The organism is Paenibacillus sp. EKM10P (genome assembly GCF_011800655.1).
GTDB classification, from domain to species: domain Bacteria; phylum Bacillota; class Bacilli; order Paenibacillales; family Paenibacillaceae; genus Paenibacillus; species Paenibacillus polymyxa.
Genome location: NZ_JAALET010000003.1, coordinates 639,822 through 656,925 on the forward strand (window position 1 = coordinate 639,822; position 17,104 = coordinate 656,925).

19 protein-coding genes and 1 tRNA gene are annotated in these 17,104 nt (G+C 44.5%); 3 read left to right on the forward strand and 17 right to left on the reverse strand.

The window, feature by feature from the left end:
- Positions 1–59: 59 nt before the first annotated feature.
- The 4 genes from HFE01_RS12330 to rpsF form a co-directional block, all read right to left on the reverse strand.
- Positions 60–1,799 (reverse strand): ABC transporter substrate-binding protein, encoded by a 1,740-nt coding sequence (locus HFE01_RS12330; protein WP_167437938.1) that lies wholly within the window; start codon positions 1,797–1,799, stop codon positions 60–62.
- Positions 1,800–2,327: 528 nt separating this feature from the next.
- Positions 2,328–2,600, reverse strand: a complete 273-nt coding sequence (rpsR, locus tag HFE01_RS12335; protein ID WP_013312800.1) for a 30S ribosomal protein S18 — start codon at positions 2,598–2,600, stop codon at positions 2,328–2,330.
- A gap of 21 nt (positions 2,601–2,621) precedes the next feature.
- Positions 2,622–3,113, reverse strand: a complete 492-nt coding sequence (gene ssb / locus HFE01_RS12340) for a single-stranded DNA-binding protein (protein WP_010346813.1) — start codon at positions 3,111–3,113, stop codon at positions 2,622–2,624.
- A gap of 49 nt (positions 3,114–3,162) precedes the next feature.
- Entirely contained in the window at positions 3,163–3,447 is a 285-nt protein-coding gene (gene rpsF / locus HFE01_RS12345) for a 30S ribosomal protein S6 (RefSeq protein WP_007433230.1), read from the reverse strand.
- Positions 3,448–3,765: 318 nt separating this feature from the next.
- Here rpsF and HFE01_RS12350 point away from each other — a divergent pair, with 318 nt between their 5' ends.
- Together HFE01_RS12350 and HFE01_RS12355 are read left to right on the forward strand one after the other, a co-directional pair.
- Positions 3,766–3,960, forward strand: a complete 195-nt coding sequence (locus tag HFE01_RS12350; protein ID WP_013373906.1) for a YjzC family protein — start codon at positions 3,766–3,768, stop codon at positions 3,958–3,960.
- Between the two features lie 366 nt (positions 3,961–4,326).
- Entirely contained in the window at positions 4,327–4,644 is a 318-nt protein-coding gene (locus HFE01_RS12355; RefSeq protein ID WP_016822453.1) for a hypothetical protein, read from the forward strand.
- Between the two features lie 206 nt (positions 4,645–4,850).
- On the opposite strand, the gene HFE01_RS12360 is transcribed toward HFE01_RS12355, so the two are convergent.
- The 3 genes from HFE01_RS12360 to HFE01_RS12370 form a co-directional block, all read right to left on the reverse strand.
- Positions 4,851–4,941, reverse strand: a tRNA-Ser gene (locus HFE01_RS12360).
- Between the two features lie 77 nt (positions 4,942–5,018).
- Positions 5,019–5,243 carry a DUF951 domain-containing protein gene (locus tag HFE01_RS12365; RefSeq protein ID WP_013373909.1) on the reverse strand — a complete coding sequence of 75 codons (225 nt, stop codon included), beginning with the start codon at positions 5,241–5,243 and terminating at the stop codon, positions 5,019–5,021.
- On the reverse strand, positions 5,233–6,183 hold the full coding sequence (locus HFE01_RS12370) for a mechanosensitive ion channel family protein (RefSeq protein ID WP_167437939.1): 951 nt from the start codon (positions 6,181–6,183) through the stop codon (positions 5,233–5,235). Before HFE01_RS12370 ends, HFE01_RS12365 begins: the two co-directional genes overlap by 11 nt.
- 250 nt (positions 6,184–6,433) lie before the next feature.
- On the opposite strand from HFE01_RS12370, the gene yyaC reads away from it, so the two are divergent.
- Positions 6,434–7,039, forward strand: coding sequence for a spore protease YyaC (gene yyaC / locus HFE01_RS12375; RefSeq protein ID WP_064963816.1), 606 nt, complete (start codon positions 6,434–6,436; stop codon positions 7,037–7,039).
- Here the strand turns inward: yyaC and HFE01_RS12380 are convergent.
- The 10 genes from HFE01_RS12380 to rnpA form a co-directional block, all read right to left on the reverse strand.
- Entirely contained in the window at positions 6,993–7,514 is a 522-nt protein-coding gene (locus tag HFE01_RS12380; RefSeq protein WP_167437940.1) for a DUF4446 family protein, read from the reverse strand. The genes yyaC and HFE01_RS12380 overlap by 47 nt on opposite strands.
- A gap of 204 nt (positions 7,515–7,718) precedes the next feature.
- The gene (locus HFE01_RS12385; protein WP_090737512.1) at positions 7,719–8,561 is read right to left on the reverse strand and encodes a ParB/RepB/Spo0J family partition protein; all 843 of its coding nucleotides are present in this window, start codon (positions 8,559–8,561) and stop codon (positions 7,719–7,721) included.
- Entirely contained in the window at positions 8,554–9,315 is a 762-nt protein-coding gene (locus HFE01_RS12390) for a ParA family protein (RefSeq protein ID WP_013373915.1), read from the reverse strand. The genes HFE01_RS12385 and HFE01_RS12390 overlap by 8 nt, the downstream gene beginning before the upstream one ends.
- Before the next feature lie 186 nt (positions 9,316–9,501).
- Positions 9,502–10,320 (reverse strand): nucleoid occlusion protein, encoded by an 819-nt coding sequence (gene noc, locus HFE01_RS12395; protein WP_107733627.1) that lies wholly within the window; start codon positions 10,318–10,320, stop codon positions 9,502–9,504.
- Between the two features lie 385 nt (positions 10,321–10,705).
- Positions 10,706–11,428: a 16S rRNA (guanine(527)-N(7))-methyltransferase RsmG gene (rsmG, locus tag HFE01_RS12400; RefSeq protein WP_044786764.1), complete on the reverse strand. Its 723-nt coding sequence runs from the start codon at positions 11,426–11,428 to the stop codon at positions 10,706–10,708.
- Complete coding sequence (gene mnmG / locus HFE01_RS12405) at positions 11,428–13,317, reverse strand: tRNA uridine-5-carboxymethylaminomethyl(34) synthesis enzyme MnmG (RefSeq protein WP_107733626.1); 1,890 nt, start codon at positions 13,315–13,317, stop codon at positions 11,428–11,430. The genes rsmG and mnmG overlap by 1 nt, the downstream gene beginning before the upstream one ends.
- Before the next feature lie 98 nt (positions 13,318–13,415).
- Positions 13,416–14,792 carry a tRNA uridine-5-carboxymethylaminomethyl(34) synthesis GTPase MnmE gene (gene mnmE, locus HFE01_RS12410; RefSeq protein WP_019689096.1) on the reverse strand — a complete coding sequence of 459 codons (1,377 nt, stop codon included), beginning with the start codon at positions 14,790–14,792 and terminating at the stop codon, positions 13,416–13,418.
- Positions 14,793–14,922: 130 nt separating this feature from the next.
- A complete protein-coding gene (gene jag / locus HFE01_RS12415; RefSeq protein ID WP_016822443.1) occupies positions 14,923–15,681 on the reverse strand; it encodes an RNA-binding cell elongation regulator Jag/EloR in 759 nt (252 codons plus the stop codon).
- Positions 15,678–16,547: a YidC/Oxa1 family membrane protein insertase gene (locus HFE01_RS12420; RefSeq protein WP_016822442.1), complete on the reverse strand. Its 870-nt coding sequence runs from the start codon at positions 16,545–16,547 to the stop codon at positions 15,678–15,680. Before HFE01_RS12420 ends, jag begins: the two co-directional genes overlap by 4 nt.
- Before the next feature lie 71 nt (positions 16,548–16,618).
- Complete coding sequence (rnpA, locus tag HFE01_RS12425) at positions 16,619–16,969, reverse strand: ribonuclease P protein component (RefSeq protein WP_013373922.1); 351 nt, start codon at positions 16,967–16,969, stop codon at positions 16,619–16,621.
- Positions 16,970–17,104: the final 135 nt, after the last annotated feature.

Sequence of the window (17,104 nt, forward strand, 5' to 3'; positions counted from 1 at the left end):
TCCAGACGAATAAAGTGATATGCCCAGCTCGTGAGAGCTGAGCATACGGTTGGCACCCCTTATTGAGCGATTTGAGCGTTATGCAGAGTGAACTCAAAATCTTTGTATGGCGTAATTTCTAGGCCGGATACACGTCCATTCACTGGCCACATATCTCTGCGTTGGTACATAAAGATAGTTGGCAAATCTTTGTTCAACTCTTGATAGAGCTGTTTGTAAATCTGTTTGCGTTTCTCTTGATCCAGTTCATGCTTACCAGCAAGCGTTAATTCATCCACCTTTTTATTAGAGTAGCCGATATCGTTTTGTGCACCATTCGTAATAAAAGTCGTTGTGTCCGGGTCTGGAGTTAAGCCCCAGGCCGCGAAGAACATATCAAACTTGCCTGTATCCTTTTTATCCATAATGGCGTTAAAATCTAAAGTTTCGGAAGTCAGCTTGATGCCTAGCTCCTTATAGTTATTGGACATGATTGGTAGCAAGGCCTCTACTACTGGATTATCAGCAGTTGCGGAGAAGTTAATGGTCAGCTTTTCGCCGTCCTTTTCGCGAATCCCGTCAGCACCAACCTTCCAGCCTGCCTCATCCAGCAAAGCCTTCGCCTTCGCTGTATCAAATTCATATTTGTTGATGCCTTCATCCGTATAAGACCAAGATTCTGTAGATTGTGGAATGTTAATGACATTCGCATATGGCCCATACACGCCCTGTACAATCTCTTTACGGTTTAAACCAATAGTTAAAGCCTGACGTACTTTAGGGTCCTGGAATTTCTTTTCCTTGTGATTAAATGCAATATATCCATAGCCATTGGTCGGCATAATATTCACGTCCAAGAAGCCTAGAGCCTTTAATTCCTCTACATTGTCTTCCGTAACTGTGATGTTGTCCATGTCCGTTTCGCCTGTTTGCAGCATAGACAGGTTTGTTTCTTCTGTTGTCGTTTTGAAAATAACCGATTTTACCTTTGGTGCGCCCTTGAAGTAGTTTGGATTCGCTTCAAGTACGACTTGCTGACCCGGGGAAAAGCTCTTCAGCATATACTGCCCGGAGCCGATTGGTTTATTATTAAGCGCCTTGATGCTGTCCAGGTTACCCTTCTTGAACCCTTTTCCGTAATAAGCCTCTGGCATGAAGTATTGCTCACCCAGATAATCCTTCGTATAAGCTGTTGCTTCTGTAACGGTTACCTCTACTGTATTATCATCGATGACCTTGATACCCGAGATATCATTCGCCTTGCCATCGTGGTATTCCTTACCGCCTTTAATCTTAAAAGATAATATATCGCTTTCTCCATCATAATTCGGATCATGCAGCACTTTGAGAACAAAAGCATAATCCTTTACGGTTACTGGAGTGCCGTCACTATACTTCACACCTGGTTTCAGATGGAAGGTGTATTTTAGACCATCCGGCGATACATCAACCTTCTCAGCCAAACTATTTTCATATGTACCATCTGCCTTCACCTGTAAGAAGGAATCAAATACCGTTCTGACTACATATAAATCGTAAGTTGTTTGCCAGAATAACGGGTTAAATACCCCTTTAGGTGATGTCATACCTACTACAATGTTATCTTTCCGATTTGTTGCTCCCGGAGGATTTTGTGACAAATCCGTCGCTTTAATTACACCCTCTGTAACTGGTGCGCTGCCTTCATTTCCCTCTGTTTTCTTATCCGCATTACCTTGCTGCGGCTGTGCCTCATTAGCACCTCCACTACATCCTGCAAACAGAACACCAACGATCGTAAGCACCATAAGCAAAGAAACCCATTTCTTCGTTTGCACCATCCTGTTAATCCCCCTTAGTCGGTCTTTATTTAACAGCCTGTCTCATTCCTGCGGTGATTCGCTAAAGCTTGAGGTTTGAAAATGAAGTTTGCACATCCTCCTTACTGTTCCTAATGATAGCGTAGAACACATGTTTTAGACCCTTGGTCAATTTTGTGCACTGACAACCATTACATTTTTATTAAGGTTTATCTTAAGTGTAAAATAATATCACGTCAATATCTTTTTTTATGTAATATGCAATTGCAAAACATCTATTTTTGTAAAGTTTATGAAATTTACTTGTGGAAAATGACAAAAAACTGAGTGTTATGTAATATAAAATAACATTCCGAATGATTGAAATGTGTACTCTGGCGAGTTGGGGAGCTTGTAATTTCCTAAGCCACTAAAAGGTAAATCATACTTAATGGGTAAACATGGATTGTATTATTAGTAAGTTACAATAGATGGCACTTGTTGTCAATAAAAAAAATCATAAAAAAAGATGTCCCCATAATTGGGGACATCCTTTTTTTCCACCCACTACTATTCAGTAGTGTAAGGAAGCAATGCGATTTGACGGGAACGTTTAACAGCGATTGTCAACATACGTTGATATTTCGCGCTTGTTCCAGTCACACGACGAGGAAGAATTTTTCCACGTTCGCTGATGAATTTTTTAAGCAGGTCTGTATCTTTATAGTCAATGTGAGTAATTTTGTTCACAGTGAAGAAACATACTTTACGACGTTTGTTGCGACCACCACGACGAGCTGGTCTTTTGTTATCGTCTCCGCCTTCTCTTTGTCTGAAGCCCATTCTTTGTCAGTCCTTTCCCAATTAAAATGGTAGATCATCATCCGAAATATCGATCGGTTTTCCGTCATCGGAAAAAGGATCCTGATTGTTTCGCGAGTTATTATTCCCGCGCCCACTATTGCTGTTACCGCCTCCGAAAGGAGACTCCTCACGCATACCTCCACCGCTATTGCCGCCACCGTTGCCGCTATCGCGGTTAGATTCCAAGAAACGTACATTATCAGCAACAATTTCAGTCACGTATACACGTTTTCCTTCATTGTTCTCATAATTACGCACTTGTACACGGCCTTCAACAGCCGTCAAACGACCTTTACGAAGATAGTTAGCGCATGTTTCAGCAAGCTGACGCCAGGTTACGATCGGCAAGAAATCCGCTTCCCGTTCGCCGCCTTGACTTGTAAACGGACGGTCTACAGCCAGGGTGAACTGGGTTACTGCTACACCAGACGGTGTATAGCGCAGCTCTGGATCTTTGGTCAAACGACCGATCAGAATGACACGGTTCAACAATCCAATCCCCTCCTTTGAGCGTTGTTCATTACATAATCACGTACAATAATTAAGCTACGTCGTTCGTAATGAGATAACGAATTACTTCGTCAGAAATTTTCATGATACGCTCAAGCTCAGTAACAACAGCAGGTTCTGCTGTGAAGTTTACCAGAACGAAAGAACCATCACGGAATTTCTTGATCTCATACGCAAGACGGCGTTTAGTTACATCGTGATTCGTAATTTCGCCACCGCCGTTAGAGATGATACCTTGGAATTTGTCGACTGTCGCTTGAACAGCTTCTTGTTCAATGTCAGGACGAATAATGTACATCACTTCATATTTGCGCATTCTTTACACCTCCTTATGGACATAAGGCCCTCAATCTCAGTTGAGAGCAAGGAACGAGCCTAAACTCGCACTAAAACAGTTTACCAAATCGAGCACCTGAATGCAACCTGCAATTTCGAGCATAAGGCTAAAAACTGCTCACACACATCATATCACTGGTTTTATACAATTTTATATCACACCACAAATTTTGCATATATAAAGGAAATAATTTTTGATTAACTACTATCTGTATGCCCTAATTTCGCATGTTTCTGTTTAAGACAGCGCACAATAACCGTTGCAGTCCAAATTCATTATCTAAGGAGGCACAACCGTATGGGTGAAAAGACTGAGTTCGTACCCGGGGATAAGGTCCCAAACGACGGCGTATATATGGAGGTTGGAGAAAAAAGCTTTCATACTGAAATCCAAAACCCGCAGCAAATAACGTTGGAAAGAGGCGATTCTTTTCCGAAGACCACCAATCATAATCGCAAGTGGAAGAAAAAAACGAAAGCTCGCGTCCACTAATGTATATTTCTTCGGAATCCTGGCCATATTATGATTAGGCGATACAACAGAGAGGTGTGGTTCCGTTGGACAACGTAGCCTTACAAACTGTTAGGAGATCCATTCCGGGCATTAGAAGCGTTAGGTTTGTGTAAAAGGACACTGTCTTTTCAACACGGTATTGCTAGTCAGTACACCGAGTTTCATGATGTGATTGGACAGATCGTATCCTGTTAAAAATGTATCGCCTACGATGGAGGACCTTTGTGGTCCTCCTTTGTTGCATTATCGGACTTTTTGCATATACTGGTAAAATGCAGATTAATTCAGCTCCTTCTGCTAGAATATATCCAAGTACAAAGACCTACTATCTACGGAGGTTTAAAGATGAGCTATTCTCGTATATTAAAGTGGATATCAGGTATATTCGAATTGGTGCTGGCTGTACCGATTGTGGGAGGAGCTATTGTCATGGGGACTGGCTACTCAGCTCTAGGGTTTATGCTTGTCCTACATGCAGTAACACTTATCCTGTCGTTACGCAATCAGGAAGCGATCTACGGTTCTGTCTGGGGAGTACTCACTTCCTTGCTAGCCTGGATTCCTTTTGTTGGCTGGGCACTCCATTTGATTGCAGCCATCCTTCTGATGATCTCTGGCTCAAAGAGAACAAAACGCTATCATTACCCGCCTAATCAGCTATAACAAAAGAAAGCTCCTGACAGCAATTATTTCAAATGCTGTTAGGAGCTTTCTTTTGCTCTAACGCCTTATTCATTCACCAATAGATTCTTAATCATTTTTTCGATATCGTTACATTCATTTTTAGTAATCTGATTTATTTATTGCCATAAAACAAAAAATCCCCCACATCAGCAGACGTAAGAGATTGATTTAGTTCATAAAGTTAGTGGCGGAAAGAGTGGGATTCGAACCCACGCACGCCTTGCGACGCCTAACTGATTTCGAGTCAGCCCCCTTGGACCTCTTGGGTACCTTTCCGCAGCAAGGATAATTATATCATCATTGCTTTCATGACGCAAGCTGATTTCTTGTTCACCATGATCCACTTTCTCTGCTCAAATGGTTTCCGAATTCTGCTCGTCACCACTGGACTTTGAGCGCAGCACTTTTTTCATATTCTTTTCGAACTTGGCACGCGGAATCAGCACACTATGCTGGCATCCGACACATTTGATTCGAATATCCATCCCCATCCGGATGATTTCCATCTCGTTCGTTCCACACGGATGAGGCTTCTTCATCTGCACAATATCCCCTAGTTCAAACGACTTACGCTCCACCCTTCTCTCCCCCTTTTCTTCCTGGCTCATCTTCTTTTTCAAGGGTGATCGCCGTTTCCAGTGCGGCCTGACGATGTTCCTCGTCCTCCAGAGCCCTCTTGATATTATTATGAATATCACGCTCTACCAAGGCCCCTGTGTTCGGCATACATTCCGCCACAACACGTACGATATACTCTGATGTAGTCATGGACTGAACGCCTAACACATCCGGCATATTAAGTATCTGCGCATTGGACTCTTCGATACCTTGGATCGCCTGTTTTACCAAGCTGACGGCTTCCTCCAGACTACGCTCCGCCTTCATCGGCACATCTACCACCGCCAACGCGTTGGACATGGAGAAGTTCGTTACCGTCGTAATGGAGCCGTTCGGTAAAATATACACCTCACCTTTCCAGCTCACCAGCCTGGTTGTACGCAGCCCAATCATTTCTACCGTCCCCTTGAAAGTTCCCGTCTGAATGACGTCTCCTACGGCAAATTGATCCTCAAATATAATAAAGAATCCGGTAATTACATCCTTAACCAAGCTTTGTGCCCCAAAACCTACAGCCAACCCAAGCACTCCAGCTCCAGCAATCAGAGGGCCTAGATTTATACCCATTTGCGATAGCACCAGCATAATCAAGATGAAATTGAACACAATATTTGTTACATTTTTTAGCAGTTCGCCCACAGTCGTTAACCGTCTGGTATTCAATCGGAATCTGCCGTTATCTCCCTTTTGCTCCATCGACTTATCTATAATTTTATTAATAACTCGAATAAAGATACGTGTAATGATGAAAATAATTACGATTTTCAAAACCACAAACAAAAAGGTCGACCACATCGCACTATCTGTAAGCCATTTCCATACAGCATCCTTCCAATGAATCGCACCTTGCACTACGTCATCCGTGTCTAAATTACCGGCCAACCAATGTATAAAGGTCATGCTGTACTCCTCCTCAAACCAGGGAACCACTCTTTCTATTTCCCACATTCTATTTCCTATCTATATAAGCATATCTCCCGACTTCAAACATACGACTATGAATAATCTACTTTTCCCGAGTATAAAAACGCAAGTTTATCCATATACTAGCTACTATCTTGAGAATAATTGTTACCCGCAGGCCAAGTATATTCTTAAAGGTAGGCGAGCATAACCTGCACACTCCACTACAGGACGAAAGGAAGATTCCATGACTTATCCATCTGACTTCATTCCGGGGCAAGAACCCCTAAGCTTAAAAATATCACACACCGATCCCGGGATCCAATCAGCCATCATCCATCGTTTGCTGTTCCATCTGCATCAGGCGCGGAGTCTACAAAATATCGTCATCATTTGCATCGGCACCGATCGTTCTACTGGAGATTGCCTTGGTCCGCTTGTGGGAACCCATTTGTCACGCTATAAAAGCCCCCTGTTTAACTTGTATGGAACATTAGATGAGCCTGTACATGCTATGAACCTTCAAACGACGCTGAACGGCATACATGACCGATACGAACAGCCTTATATCATTGGCATAGACGCATGTCTTGGACAAACCTCCAGTGTTGGATGCATTCAGGTTGCAGAGGGTCCTCTCAAGCCTGGAGCAGGTGTAAATAAAGAATTACCGCCGGTCGGCGATATCCATTTGACTGGTATCGTTAACGTCGGCGGCTTCATGGAATACTTCGTGTTACAAAATACGAGACTAAATTTGGTAATGAAGTTATCAGATATCATAGCTAGTAGCTTATACTCCGCAATTAAGGAGTGGCATTACCGGTCTGTCCTACTTGCTGCGCAAGAGTAATAGCTTCTTTCTCTTCAGGTGATAAGGAATAAGTGGATTGTCCCGCTTCCAGAGGCTTGGCATACACATATGAGCCATCCCGGTTATAAATACCGGTCAATACTATTCCGTCCTGATTATCGTCTACAATAGCCAGAGAGAAGCTTAGATCGCTCCCTCTCTCACCAAAGGCATTATAGCGTTTGATGCCTATATGTCCCTTCAAGCCAGTCAGTTTGCTGCGTAGTGATTTCATACTTGCACGGTGGGCTTCCTGCTCATCTTCAATCGTATCCATCTGTACCTTTAAATCAATCAGCAGCGTCTCCAAATTCTCTACCCCGCTGCCTGCCATCATGGTTTCATACTTTCGCCGCATCTTCTTCAGCTTTGATCCCTGTACAATAACAACAATCAACAGGATAAGCAAAATAAGCACGATCCCTGCAACAATTCCAGCAAGCTGCTCCATGATTAGTCCATTCAATTCAGCCATATGTTTGTTTCTACCCCTCTACCTCAAAAATCATGTTACTGCTTTGCTTACCTTTTATTTTAAACGTTTGAGAACAGCGAGACAAATAACACAAGGCTATTAGTTTATCCATCAAAACCATTCTAATTCCTGCAATTCCAGACAAAGCAAAGACATATCTCACTTTCCATTTCACTCAAGGAGACATGTCCATATTTTTACAGACTACTGTAATAGCTCCAGTAATCTTTCCAAATCCTGCTGGCTGTAATAATTCAATTCAATTTTGCCTTTATCCTTATTGTGCTTGATCTTCACAGTTGTTTTAAAACGCTCGCGCAGGGACTCTTCCATATGGTCAATATAGGGGTCCTTTTTTCGCACCTTTGCTTTAGCTTTTGTTTCTCCAGGCTTATGATCCAACTGTTGTACGGCTTCCTCAAGTTCACGAACACTCCACTGTTGCTCAATGCATTGCATGGCCAGCTGTTTTACCATGTCTGGATCTTTAAGCCCGACTATTGCTCTAGCATGCCCCATAGACAATGTTCCACGTGAAACATGATCTTTAACCTCCTCAGGCAATGCGAGCAAACGAAGAAAATTGGCAATGTGTGAACGTGATTTTCCCACCTTCATGGACAACTCTTCCTGAGTTAAGGCGAATTGATCCATTAACCCCTGATACGCTACTGCCACTTCCATTGCATTTAAGTTTTCACGCTGTAAATTCTCAATCAGGGCAATCTCCATTACCTGCTGATCTGTAAAATTGCGAACAACCACAGGTATGGTCGGATTCCCGCAAAATTGAGATGCCCGAAATCGCCTTTCCCCGGCTATAATCTCATACCCTCTCAAGACACTACGCGCAATAATGGGTTGGATAACACCGTGCTGACGAATGGATTCCGCTAATTCCTTAATGGACTCCTCATCAAACGTTTTCCGAGGCTGGTATGGGTTCGCCCGCAACTGACTGAGCGGAATGTCAACAACCTTATCCTCTTCACTGACTGTAAGGGAGGGAATAAGTGCGTCCAGTCCCTTTCCCAACCGTTTACTCATAAGATACCACTTCCTTTGCCAACTCAATATATACCTCTGCCCCACGAGACCGGGGATCATACGTAATAATGGACTGGCCATGTGATGGTGCTTCGCTGAGTCTCACGTTGCGTGGAATAATCGTCTGATAAACTTTGCTTTGAAAATATTTTTTCACTTCTTCAATCACCTGAATACCCAAGTTCGTGCGGGCGTCAAACATGGTTAGCAACACACCCTCAATTTGCAATGAGGTATTTAAATGTTTTTGTACTAATCGCACGGTATTCAACAATTGGCTTAATCCTTCCAGCGCGTAATATTCACATTGGATTGGAATAATGACTGAATCGGAAGCCGTCAAGGAATTGAGCGTCAAAATCCCCAGTGATGGAGGGCAATCTATTAATATATAATCGTAATTATGCTTGACGAGTTGAAGTGATCTTTTTAATCTCAATTCGCGAGAAATAGTTGGTACCAGCTCGATTTCAGCACCAGCTAATTGGATGGTTGCCGGGATAATATCCAATCCCTCAACCTGTGTACTGATAATCGCCTCGCTAGGGTCAACTTCGTTAATGAGTACATCATAAATACAATTTGCCACATCCGCCTTATTGATACCCACACCGCTAGTTGTATTACCTTGCGGGTCGATATCCACGAGCAATACCCTTTTGCCGAGGGAAGCAAGTCCGGCGCCCAAATTCACGGAAGTAGTCGTTTTGCCTACTCCGCCCTTTTGATTGGCTACGGCTATTATTTTTGACACTTCATTCACCTCATAATTTAATCGGAATCCTGCTACGTTCCATGATTGCAAAAGCTCTATGAAGACGTTACTTAGTCCTTAACTTACGGATAACGGCAATTTCAAAATAGAATACGAGTATGCTGCGGTTTTATGTTGGCGTTAGACAGAAAAAGCGGCAATTGCTGCCGCTGTACGCTTCATCCCTTACTTACGTTTGGGAATTTGAATGACAATCTCATAGTGATCCTCATGATCAGATTCCTTTGTTTTGATATCCAACCCTGAGCCAGACACCATATCAATGGATTGACGAATCGTATTCAGCGCAAGCCGGACATCCTTGGTAAAGGAAATCCGCTTAGATTTCTTAATCGTGGATACTTGTTTATAGAAGGCAACTCGTGCCTCTGTTTGCTTCACATTGAGTTCCTTAGCAATCACTTCATCTAAAACCTTGTACTGTAGCTCTTCGGTCTCTAACGACAATAATGCACGAGCGTGACGCTCGGACACCCTCCGCTCCATTAGAGCCTCTTTCACTCTCTCCGGCAAATGAAGCAGCCGTATCTTATTAGCAATAGTGGATTGGCTTTTGCCAAGTCGCTGAGCGAGGCTTTCCTGGGTGAGTTGATGCAGGTCAATCAGCTTTTGATAAGCTACAGCCTCTTCAATCGCAGTTAGGCCCTCCCGCTGAAGATTCTCAATCAACGCGATGGATGCAGCTTGTGAATCATTAAACTCACGAACAATGGCTGGAATCGTCTCCATACCCAGCTTGGTGACAGCTCTCCAACGACGTTCCCCTGCTATAATTTCATATTGTCCATTACGGAAACGAACGACAATCGGTTGAATTACACCATGCGTCTTAATAGTCTGGCATAGCTCATCAATCTTTTCGTCGTCAAATATGGTGCGGGGCTGATAAGGACTGCTGACAATATCCCGAACTGGAATTTGTTTTATTTCGTCCCCATTGGAGCGCTCCGTCAAACCAAATAGCTTGGAAAATTGTTCTTTCATTCCGTATAATACCACCTAATTTCATAATAGCACCATACAAACAGCGCTTCGTGAAAAACAGTTCCTTACGGGGATTGTAGACCCTTCTATATGAAACAGCGCCGTAAGCGGGTACACTCCACGTACTCCCCTGACATTTGTTGTCCCACTTCCCTATATGTATATCTGAAATCATGGGTACGGGAAGCAGCCAACTTACACTAAAACGATTATCTCTATTCTATCACTTTTCCAGTCATAATCCTATCGTCTCTAACAGCTTTTCAGAAGGATAAAAGAATAAATTATGTAGAGGGCATTCGGCAAGGAGTCATCTTAAGCAAGGAGTTTATAAACCATAAAAAAAGTGAATGTTTCACGTGAAACATTCACTTTTTTCAAACACTTACACTAAAGGTGTTTTCAAAGGAGTACCTGGCTTACGCGGGTATTTCCGTGGTGTAGCTGCTCTTTTCTCAATAATAATCATATGTCTGGCTGCATCCTCAACAGGTAGCTGAAAGGCCTGAACATGCTTGATTTTTCCCTTTAGCTCTTTCAAGCTGTAGGAGGCTTCCCTGATTTCTTCGGTTGGGTCGCTACCCTTCATCGCTGCAAAGTGGCCTCCCTCACGGACAAAAGGCAAACAAAATTCATTTAGTACCGCGAGACGGGCAACAGCCCGGGCTGTGACCAGATCATAGCTATCACGATATCCTGCTTTGCGCCCCAATTCCTCTGCCCTGCTGTGAATCAGTTCGACATTTTCCAGTCCCAACTGCTCTACAACATGAGCTAAAAATTGTATGCGTTTGTTCAATGAGTCTACAATGGTCAATTGAATATGTGGAAAGCATATTTTCAAGGGAATCCCAGGAAAACCAGCACCTGACCCAATGTCAGCCAGGCTCCCCACATCATTTAACGGAACATAAAAGGCAAGTGAAACAGAATCGTAAAAATGCTTGGTGTACACTGCATCTCGCTCAGTAATGCCCGTCAGGTTCATTTTTTCATTCCATTCAACCAGCACACGGTAATACGTTTCAAACTGCTCTAACTGACTGTCATTAATCACAATGCTATGCTCTGCCAGCCGCTGCTTAAACTGCTGTTGTATCGCGTCCATTAAGATCCCCTCGCTGCCGTTACACGGTTATAGTGCTCCAGATAAACCAGCAAAATGGAAATATCCGCAGGAGTTACACCGGAGATACGGGATGCCTGACCGATGGACATCGGACGGATCTTTTCAAGCTTCTGCTTGGCTTCAATGGCCAAGCCTTGAACTTCATTGTATGCGATATCCTCTGGGAGCTTCTTCTTCTCCATCTTTTGCAGGCGTTCTACATGCATTAATTGCTTTTCAATGTAGCCCGCATACTTAATTTGGATTTCCACCTGTTCTTGCTCTTCCTCAGTAAGAGCTACAGGTGAAGGCGAAATTTGTGCCACTTGTGCATAGCTGATCTCAGGTCGACGCAGCACTGTTAACAAATTACTGCCGTCCTGTATCGGTGCAGATCCGCCTTGCTCCAGCATCTCATTTACATCAACCGGGCGAACTTTAGCTAAGCGTAAACGCTCAATTTCTTGCTCTACCTTTTGTTTTTTATCCAAAAAGCGCTCGTATCGTTCGTCAGTAATCAGACCAATATCATGCCCGATCGGAGTCAATCGAAGATCCGCGTTATCATGCCGCAACAACAGACGGTATTCTGCACGGGATGTCAGCAAACGATATGGCTCATTTGTACCCTTTGTCACCAGGTCGTCAATCAGAACCCCAATATAGCCTTGAGAACGATCCAGTACGACGGGCTCTTTTCCCTGCACCTTGCGAGCTGCATTAATCCCAGCCATAATTCCTTGACCCGCAGCTTCTTCATAACCGGATGTCCCGTTAATCTGACCTGCTGTGAACAAGCCAGGTACCTTTTTCGTTTCCAAAGTAGGCCACAACTGAGTAGGTACCATCGCATCATATTCAATAGCGTAACCGTTACGCATCATTTCTACCTTTTCCATCCCTGGAATGGTACGCAGTACTGCTAATTGCACATCCTCTGGCAAGCTTGTTGACAAGCCTTGAACATAGTATTCAGATGTGTTTTTACCCTCAGGCTCCAAAAAGATTTGGTGCTTCGGCTTATCACTGAAACGCACCACTTTATCTTCAATAGAGGGGCAATAACGTGGTCCCGTTCCTTCGATCAGACCAGAGAACATCGGTGCACGATGCAAATTATCATTAATAATCTGATGTGTTTCCACTGAAGTATACGTCAGCCAGCAAGGCAACTGCTCATTATCCGAGGACTTCGTTTCATAGGAGAAGAACTTCGGCTGATCATCGCCTGGCTGTATTTCCGTTTTGCTAAAATCAATCGTATCCTTATGCACACGTGGTGGCGTCCCTGTTTTAAAGCGAACGAGATCAAACCCAAGCTCTCTCAAATGTTCAGAAAGTCTCAGCGAAGGCTGCTGATTGTTCGGACCACTCTCATACATCAGCTCACCCATAATGATTTTTCCGCGCAGATAGGTGCCCGTCGTCAAGACAACTGCTTTACTACGATACTCTGTGCCCGTCTTCGTAATCACACCTACGCATTGGCCGTCTTCTATAATCAGCTCTTCAACCATGCCTTGACGTAAGGTCAGATTCGGTTCTTTCTCCATCGTTTCCTTCATCGCATGCTGATAAGAGAACTTGTCTGCTTGTGCGCGCAAGGCATGCACGGCAGGACCCTTACCAGTATTTAACATTCTTATTTGGATAAATGTCTTGTCGATATTCCGACCCATTTCGCCACCCAATGCATCAATTTCCCGTACTACATGACCCTTTGCGGGACCACCAATAGACGGGTTGCAGGGCATGAATGCGACCATATCCAAGTTAATTGTGATCATCAATGTACGACAGCCCATCCGTGCCGCTGCCAAGGCGGATTCTACGCCCGCATGGCCTGCACCGACGATGATCACATCATAGTCGCCTCCTTGATATCCCATACCTCTCTTGCCTCCCTTATACATTCGAGTCTTCACCCCGAATATGCTCTTGTGTATCTATGACGATAGCAGGCTTAAAACAGCCATGCTTGAATGTTCTACTTGCCCAGACAGAATTGTGAGAATATTTGATCTATTAACGCATCATGCGCAGTATCGCCTACAATCTCACCCAAATGCTCCCATGCCAGCCTTACATCAATCTGGATCATGTCAATTGGAACAAATTGATCAGCGGCCTCATAGGCATCTACCAGCGATTGGCGCGCTTTCTTCAGCAAAGCAATATGCCGTACATTGCTGACATACGTCATATCCGCTGATTCTAGCTTGCCGCTAAAGAATAAATTCGATATAGCCTGCTCCAGCCGATCTGCTCCCTCATTTTCCTTCACAGACATCGGCACAATAAGCTCTTCAGGAACATAGCGCAGCAACAAATCCCGGTCTATTTGGGCCGGTAAGTCCATTTTATTCATAATAACAATCGCTTGTCTACCGCGGATTTGTTCCATTAATGCCATTTCATCCTCATGTAGTGGTTCGTTGGCATTCATAACGATGAGCAACAGATCCGCTTCACTAACTGCCGTTCTCGAACGCTCTACCCCAATCCGTTCCACGACATCCATCGTTTCGCGAATTCCAGCTGTATCCAACAGCTTGAGCGGAATATTATTAATCGTCACATACTCCTCGATAACGTCACGGGTCGTACCCGGAATATCGGTCACAATCGCCCGTTCGCCCTGAGCCAACGTGTTTAGCAGCGACGATTTGCCTACATTCGGTCTTCCGACAATCGCTGTAGTCAGCCCTTCACGCAAAATTTTCCCCTGCTCCGCTGTGTGCAACAGCCGATCAATTTCCGCTATAACCTGGCTGCTTTTATCCTTGATTAACTCAGACGTAAAGGATTCTACATCATGCTCAGGGTAATCAATGTTTACTTCAATATGAGCAAGTGTCTCGACCAATACATGACGCAAACGACGAATATTCTGGGACAGCTGCCCATCCACCTGCTTCAGAGCCATCGAAAAGGCTTTATCCGATTTGGAACGAATTAAGTCAATAACGCCCTCCGCCTGACTCAGATCAATACGACCATTCAAAAAAGCGCGTTTCGTAAATTCACCTGGCTCAGCCAGACGTATATTTTGCAGCAGTAACAAATCCATCACCCGTTTAACGGCTACCACCCCGCCATGAGTGCTGATCTCTACCACATCTTCTGTTGTAAAAGAGCGTGGTGCCCGCATCACTGTAACTAAAACTTCCTCCACCTTCTCTTGGCTTTGAGGATCTATAATATGTCCATAGTGTACCGTGTGCGTTGGAGCCTTACTTAAGGGCGTTTTACTACGGAACAAAGCCTCCACTTCCGTGACCGCTTCTGGACCGCTGACCCGCACAACTGCAATGCCGCCCTCGCCGACAGCCGTTGCAATGGCAGCTATGGTATCGCTCAGCATATCGTTTCTACCTCCTATCAAGTAAAAACGGCATTGCCGCCCTTCATCAAGGACGGCACCCGTTTCATTGTGTGAAATATAAGAAAAAAAGCAATGGCTTCTGCAGCTTGCAGAGAGCCATTGCGTCGGATTATTTCTTGGCAATGACAACGCGCCGATTAGGCTCGTCCCCCTTGCTGTATGTTCTAACCAGCGCATGCTGCTGGAGCTTGGCATGAATCAGCTTCCGCTCCTGGGACGGCATTGGCTCCAGTACCACTTCCTTGCCGTAACGAACAGCCTGGTTCGCTAATCGTTCCGCCAAATCCTCCAGCGTTTTCCGCCGACGTGCACGAAATTGCTCGGCATCCAGCACAATTCGGATAAATTTATCAGAATGACGGTTAGCAACAATATTCGTCAGGTACTGCAATGCATCTAATGTCTGTCCTCTGCGGCCAATCAGCATACCGAGCGATGGACCGGAGATATCCAGTGTACTTTCATCCTTGCGATGACGGACATCGACTTCGACGTCGAGTCCCATTCCTGCAGCTGTTTCACGGATGAAACGCACCGCCTCTTCATAAGGATCTATATGTCCCCTGGATGCTTCCATGTTCATCTGTGCTTCCTGCGCAACAGACCCAGCTTGTGATACAGCCTGTCCCACGTCAGAAGGTGCTTGAGCCGATACATGAGGTTCAGCCGTGTGTGTGGTTTCAGGAGACGGCTCAGAAAGCAGCGTAAGCTCCACCTTCGCCTTTTTGACCCCTAGCCACCCCAGGAATCCTTTTGACGGCTGTTCCAACACGTTTACGGTTACCCGTTCACGGCTTACTCCCAGCTGGGAGAGTCCTTGTCTTACAGCATCTTCAACGGTTTTTCCTGATGTCACGACTTTGGTCATCTCGACTTTTTAGCCCCCTTCGTGTTTTTGCCGCCTTTTTTCTTACTATTATTAGAGGAACCTGTTTTCGCGAGACTCGCTGTTTTTACATTAGCCAATGCTGCGTCCTTATCATTATTCCGATAAAGGAAATAGTTTTGAACAATCGTGTAAATATTACTAAAAAACCAGTACAACGGCAAAGCAGACGGGAAGTTATACGACATGAATAGAATCAGCACCGGATAGACATACAGCAAAAATTGCATGGGTCCTTGCTGCGGTGTCGGATTCATTTTCATCATCATCCAAGTTTGGACAAAAGTCGTAATCGCTGCTAGAATCGGCAGGATAAAGAAGTGATCCGGTTTACCTAACTGGAGCCACAAAAAGTCATGATCCCGCAATGCCGAGTTATAATAAATGGCATTATAAAGCGCGATGAAAATGGGCATCTGTACTAACAAAGGCAGACAGCCCGCCATTGGGTTAACCTTGTTTTCTTGAAACAATTTCATCGTTTCTTGCTGGACTCGCTCAGGTGTATCCTTGTATTTCGCTTGAATTTCTTTTAATTGCGGCTGAATAGCCTGCATTGCTCTGGAACTGCGTACTTGCTTGAGTGTAAGCGGCAAAATAATAGTACGCACAATGATCACCAGAATCAGTACGGCCAGGCCATATTCTCCAGAGAACCATTGGGCAAATGTATCCAGCGCATACGAAAACCAGTAAACGACATATCTTTGCCACCAAGATCCATTGGCCAAGTCTGCCGTCGTGTAAGAATTGTGAGCCGCCTGGGTACATCCGGACAGCACAGCAACAAGTGCCAATAAGGCAATCAGGAGGAACCATTTTCCTCGTTGAGTCTTCAAACGCGACACTTCATAACCCCTTTCTTAACCAATCCATTCCAACGTAAATCATACCATATCCTGTAGGACAAAGATACTGACTATCGGCGCGTAGACTTGAGCAGCGAGGCTTTGCGCAAAACGTGCAGCACGCTTTTCTCCAGCTCTTGATACGACTTAGTAACCGCACCCTTACGAACGATAAAAATCAGGTCAATCTGCTCCACCAATTCCTGCTCATGATGGCGCACGATTTCCTTAACGATCCTGCGCATCCGGTTGCGTACAACTGCATTGCCGATCTTCTTGCTAGCCGAAATTCCGACGCGGAACTGCTCTACCTCTCTGCGGCGGAACCAGTACACCACAAACTGATGGTTGGCAAAAGATTTGCCATGGCGGTATACGCGCCCAAAGTCCGCCCGGTTTCGTAGACGCAATTTTTTTTGCACGGCGCTTCTCCTTGCTCATTTCTTTTACACATATCGGTAAGTAATCCTTACCTCTTATATAGTAAGAAGTATGGACAATATTCCAACATGGTAATCTCGCTTATTTTATATCCGTTTTCAAAAACTTCATCTAAT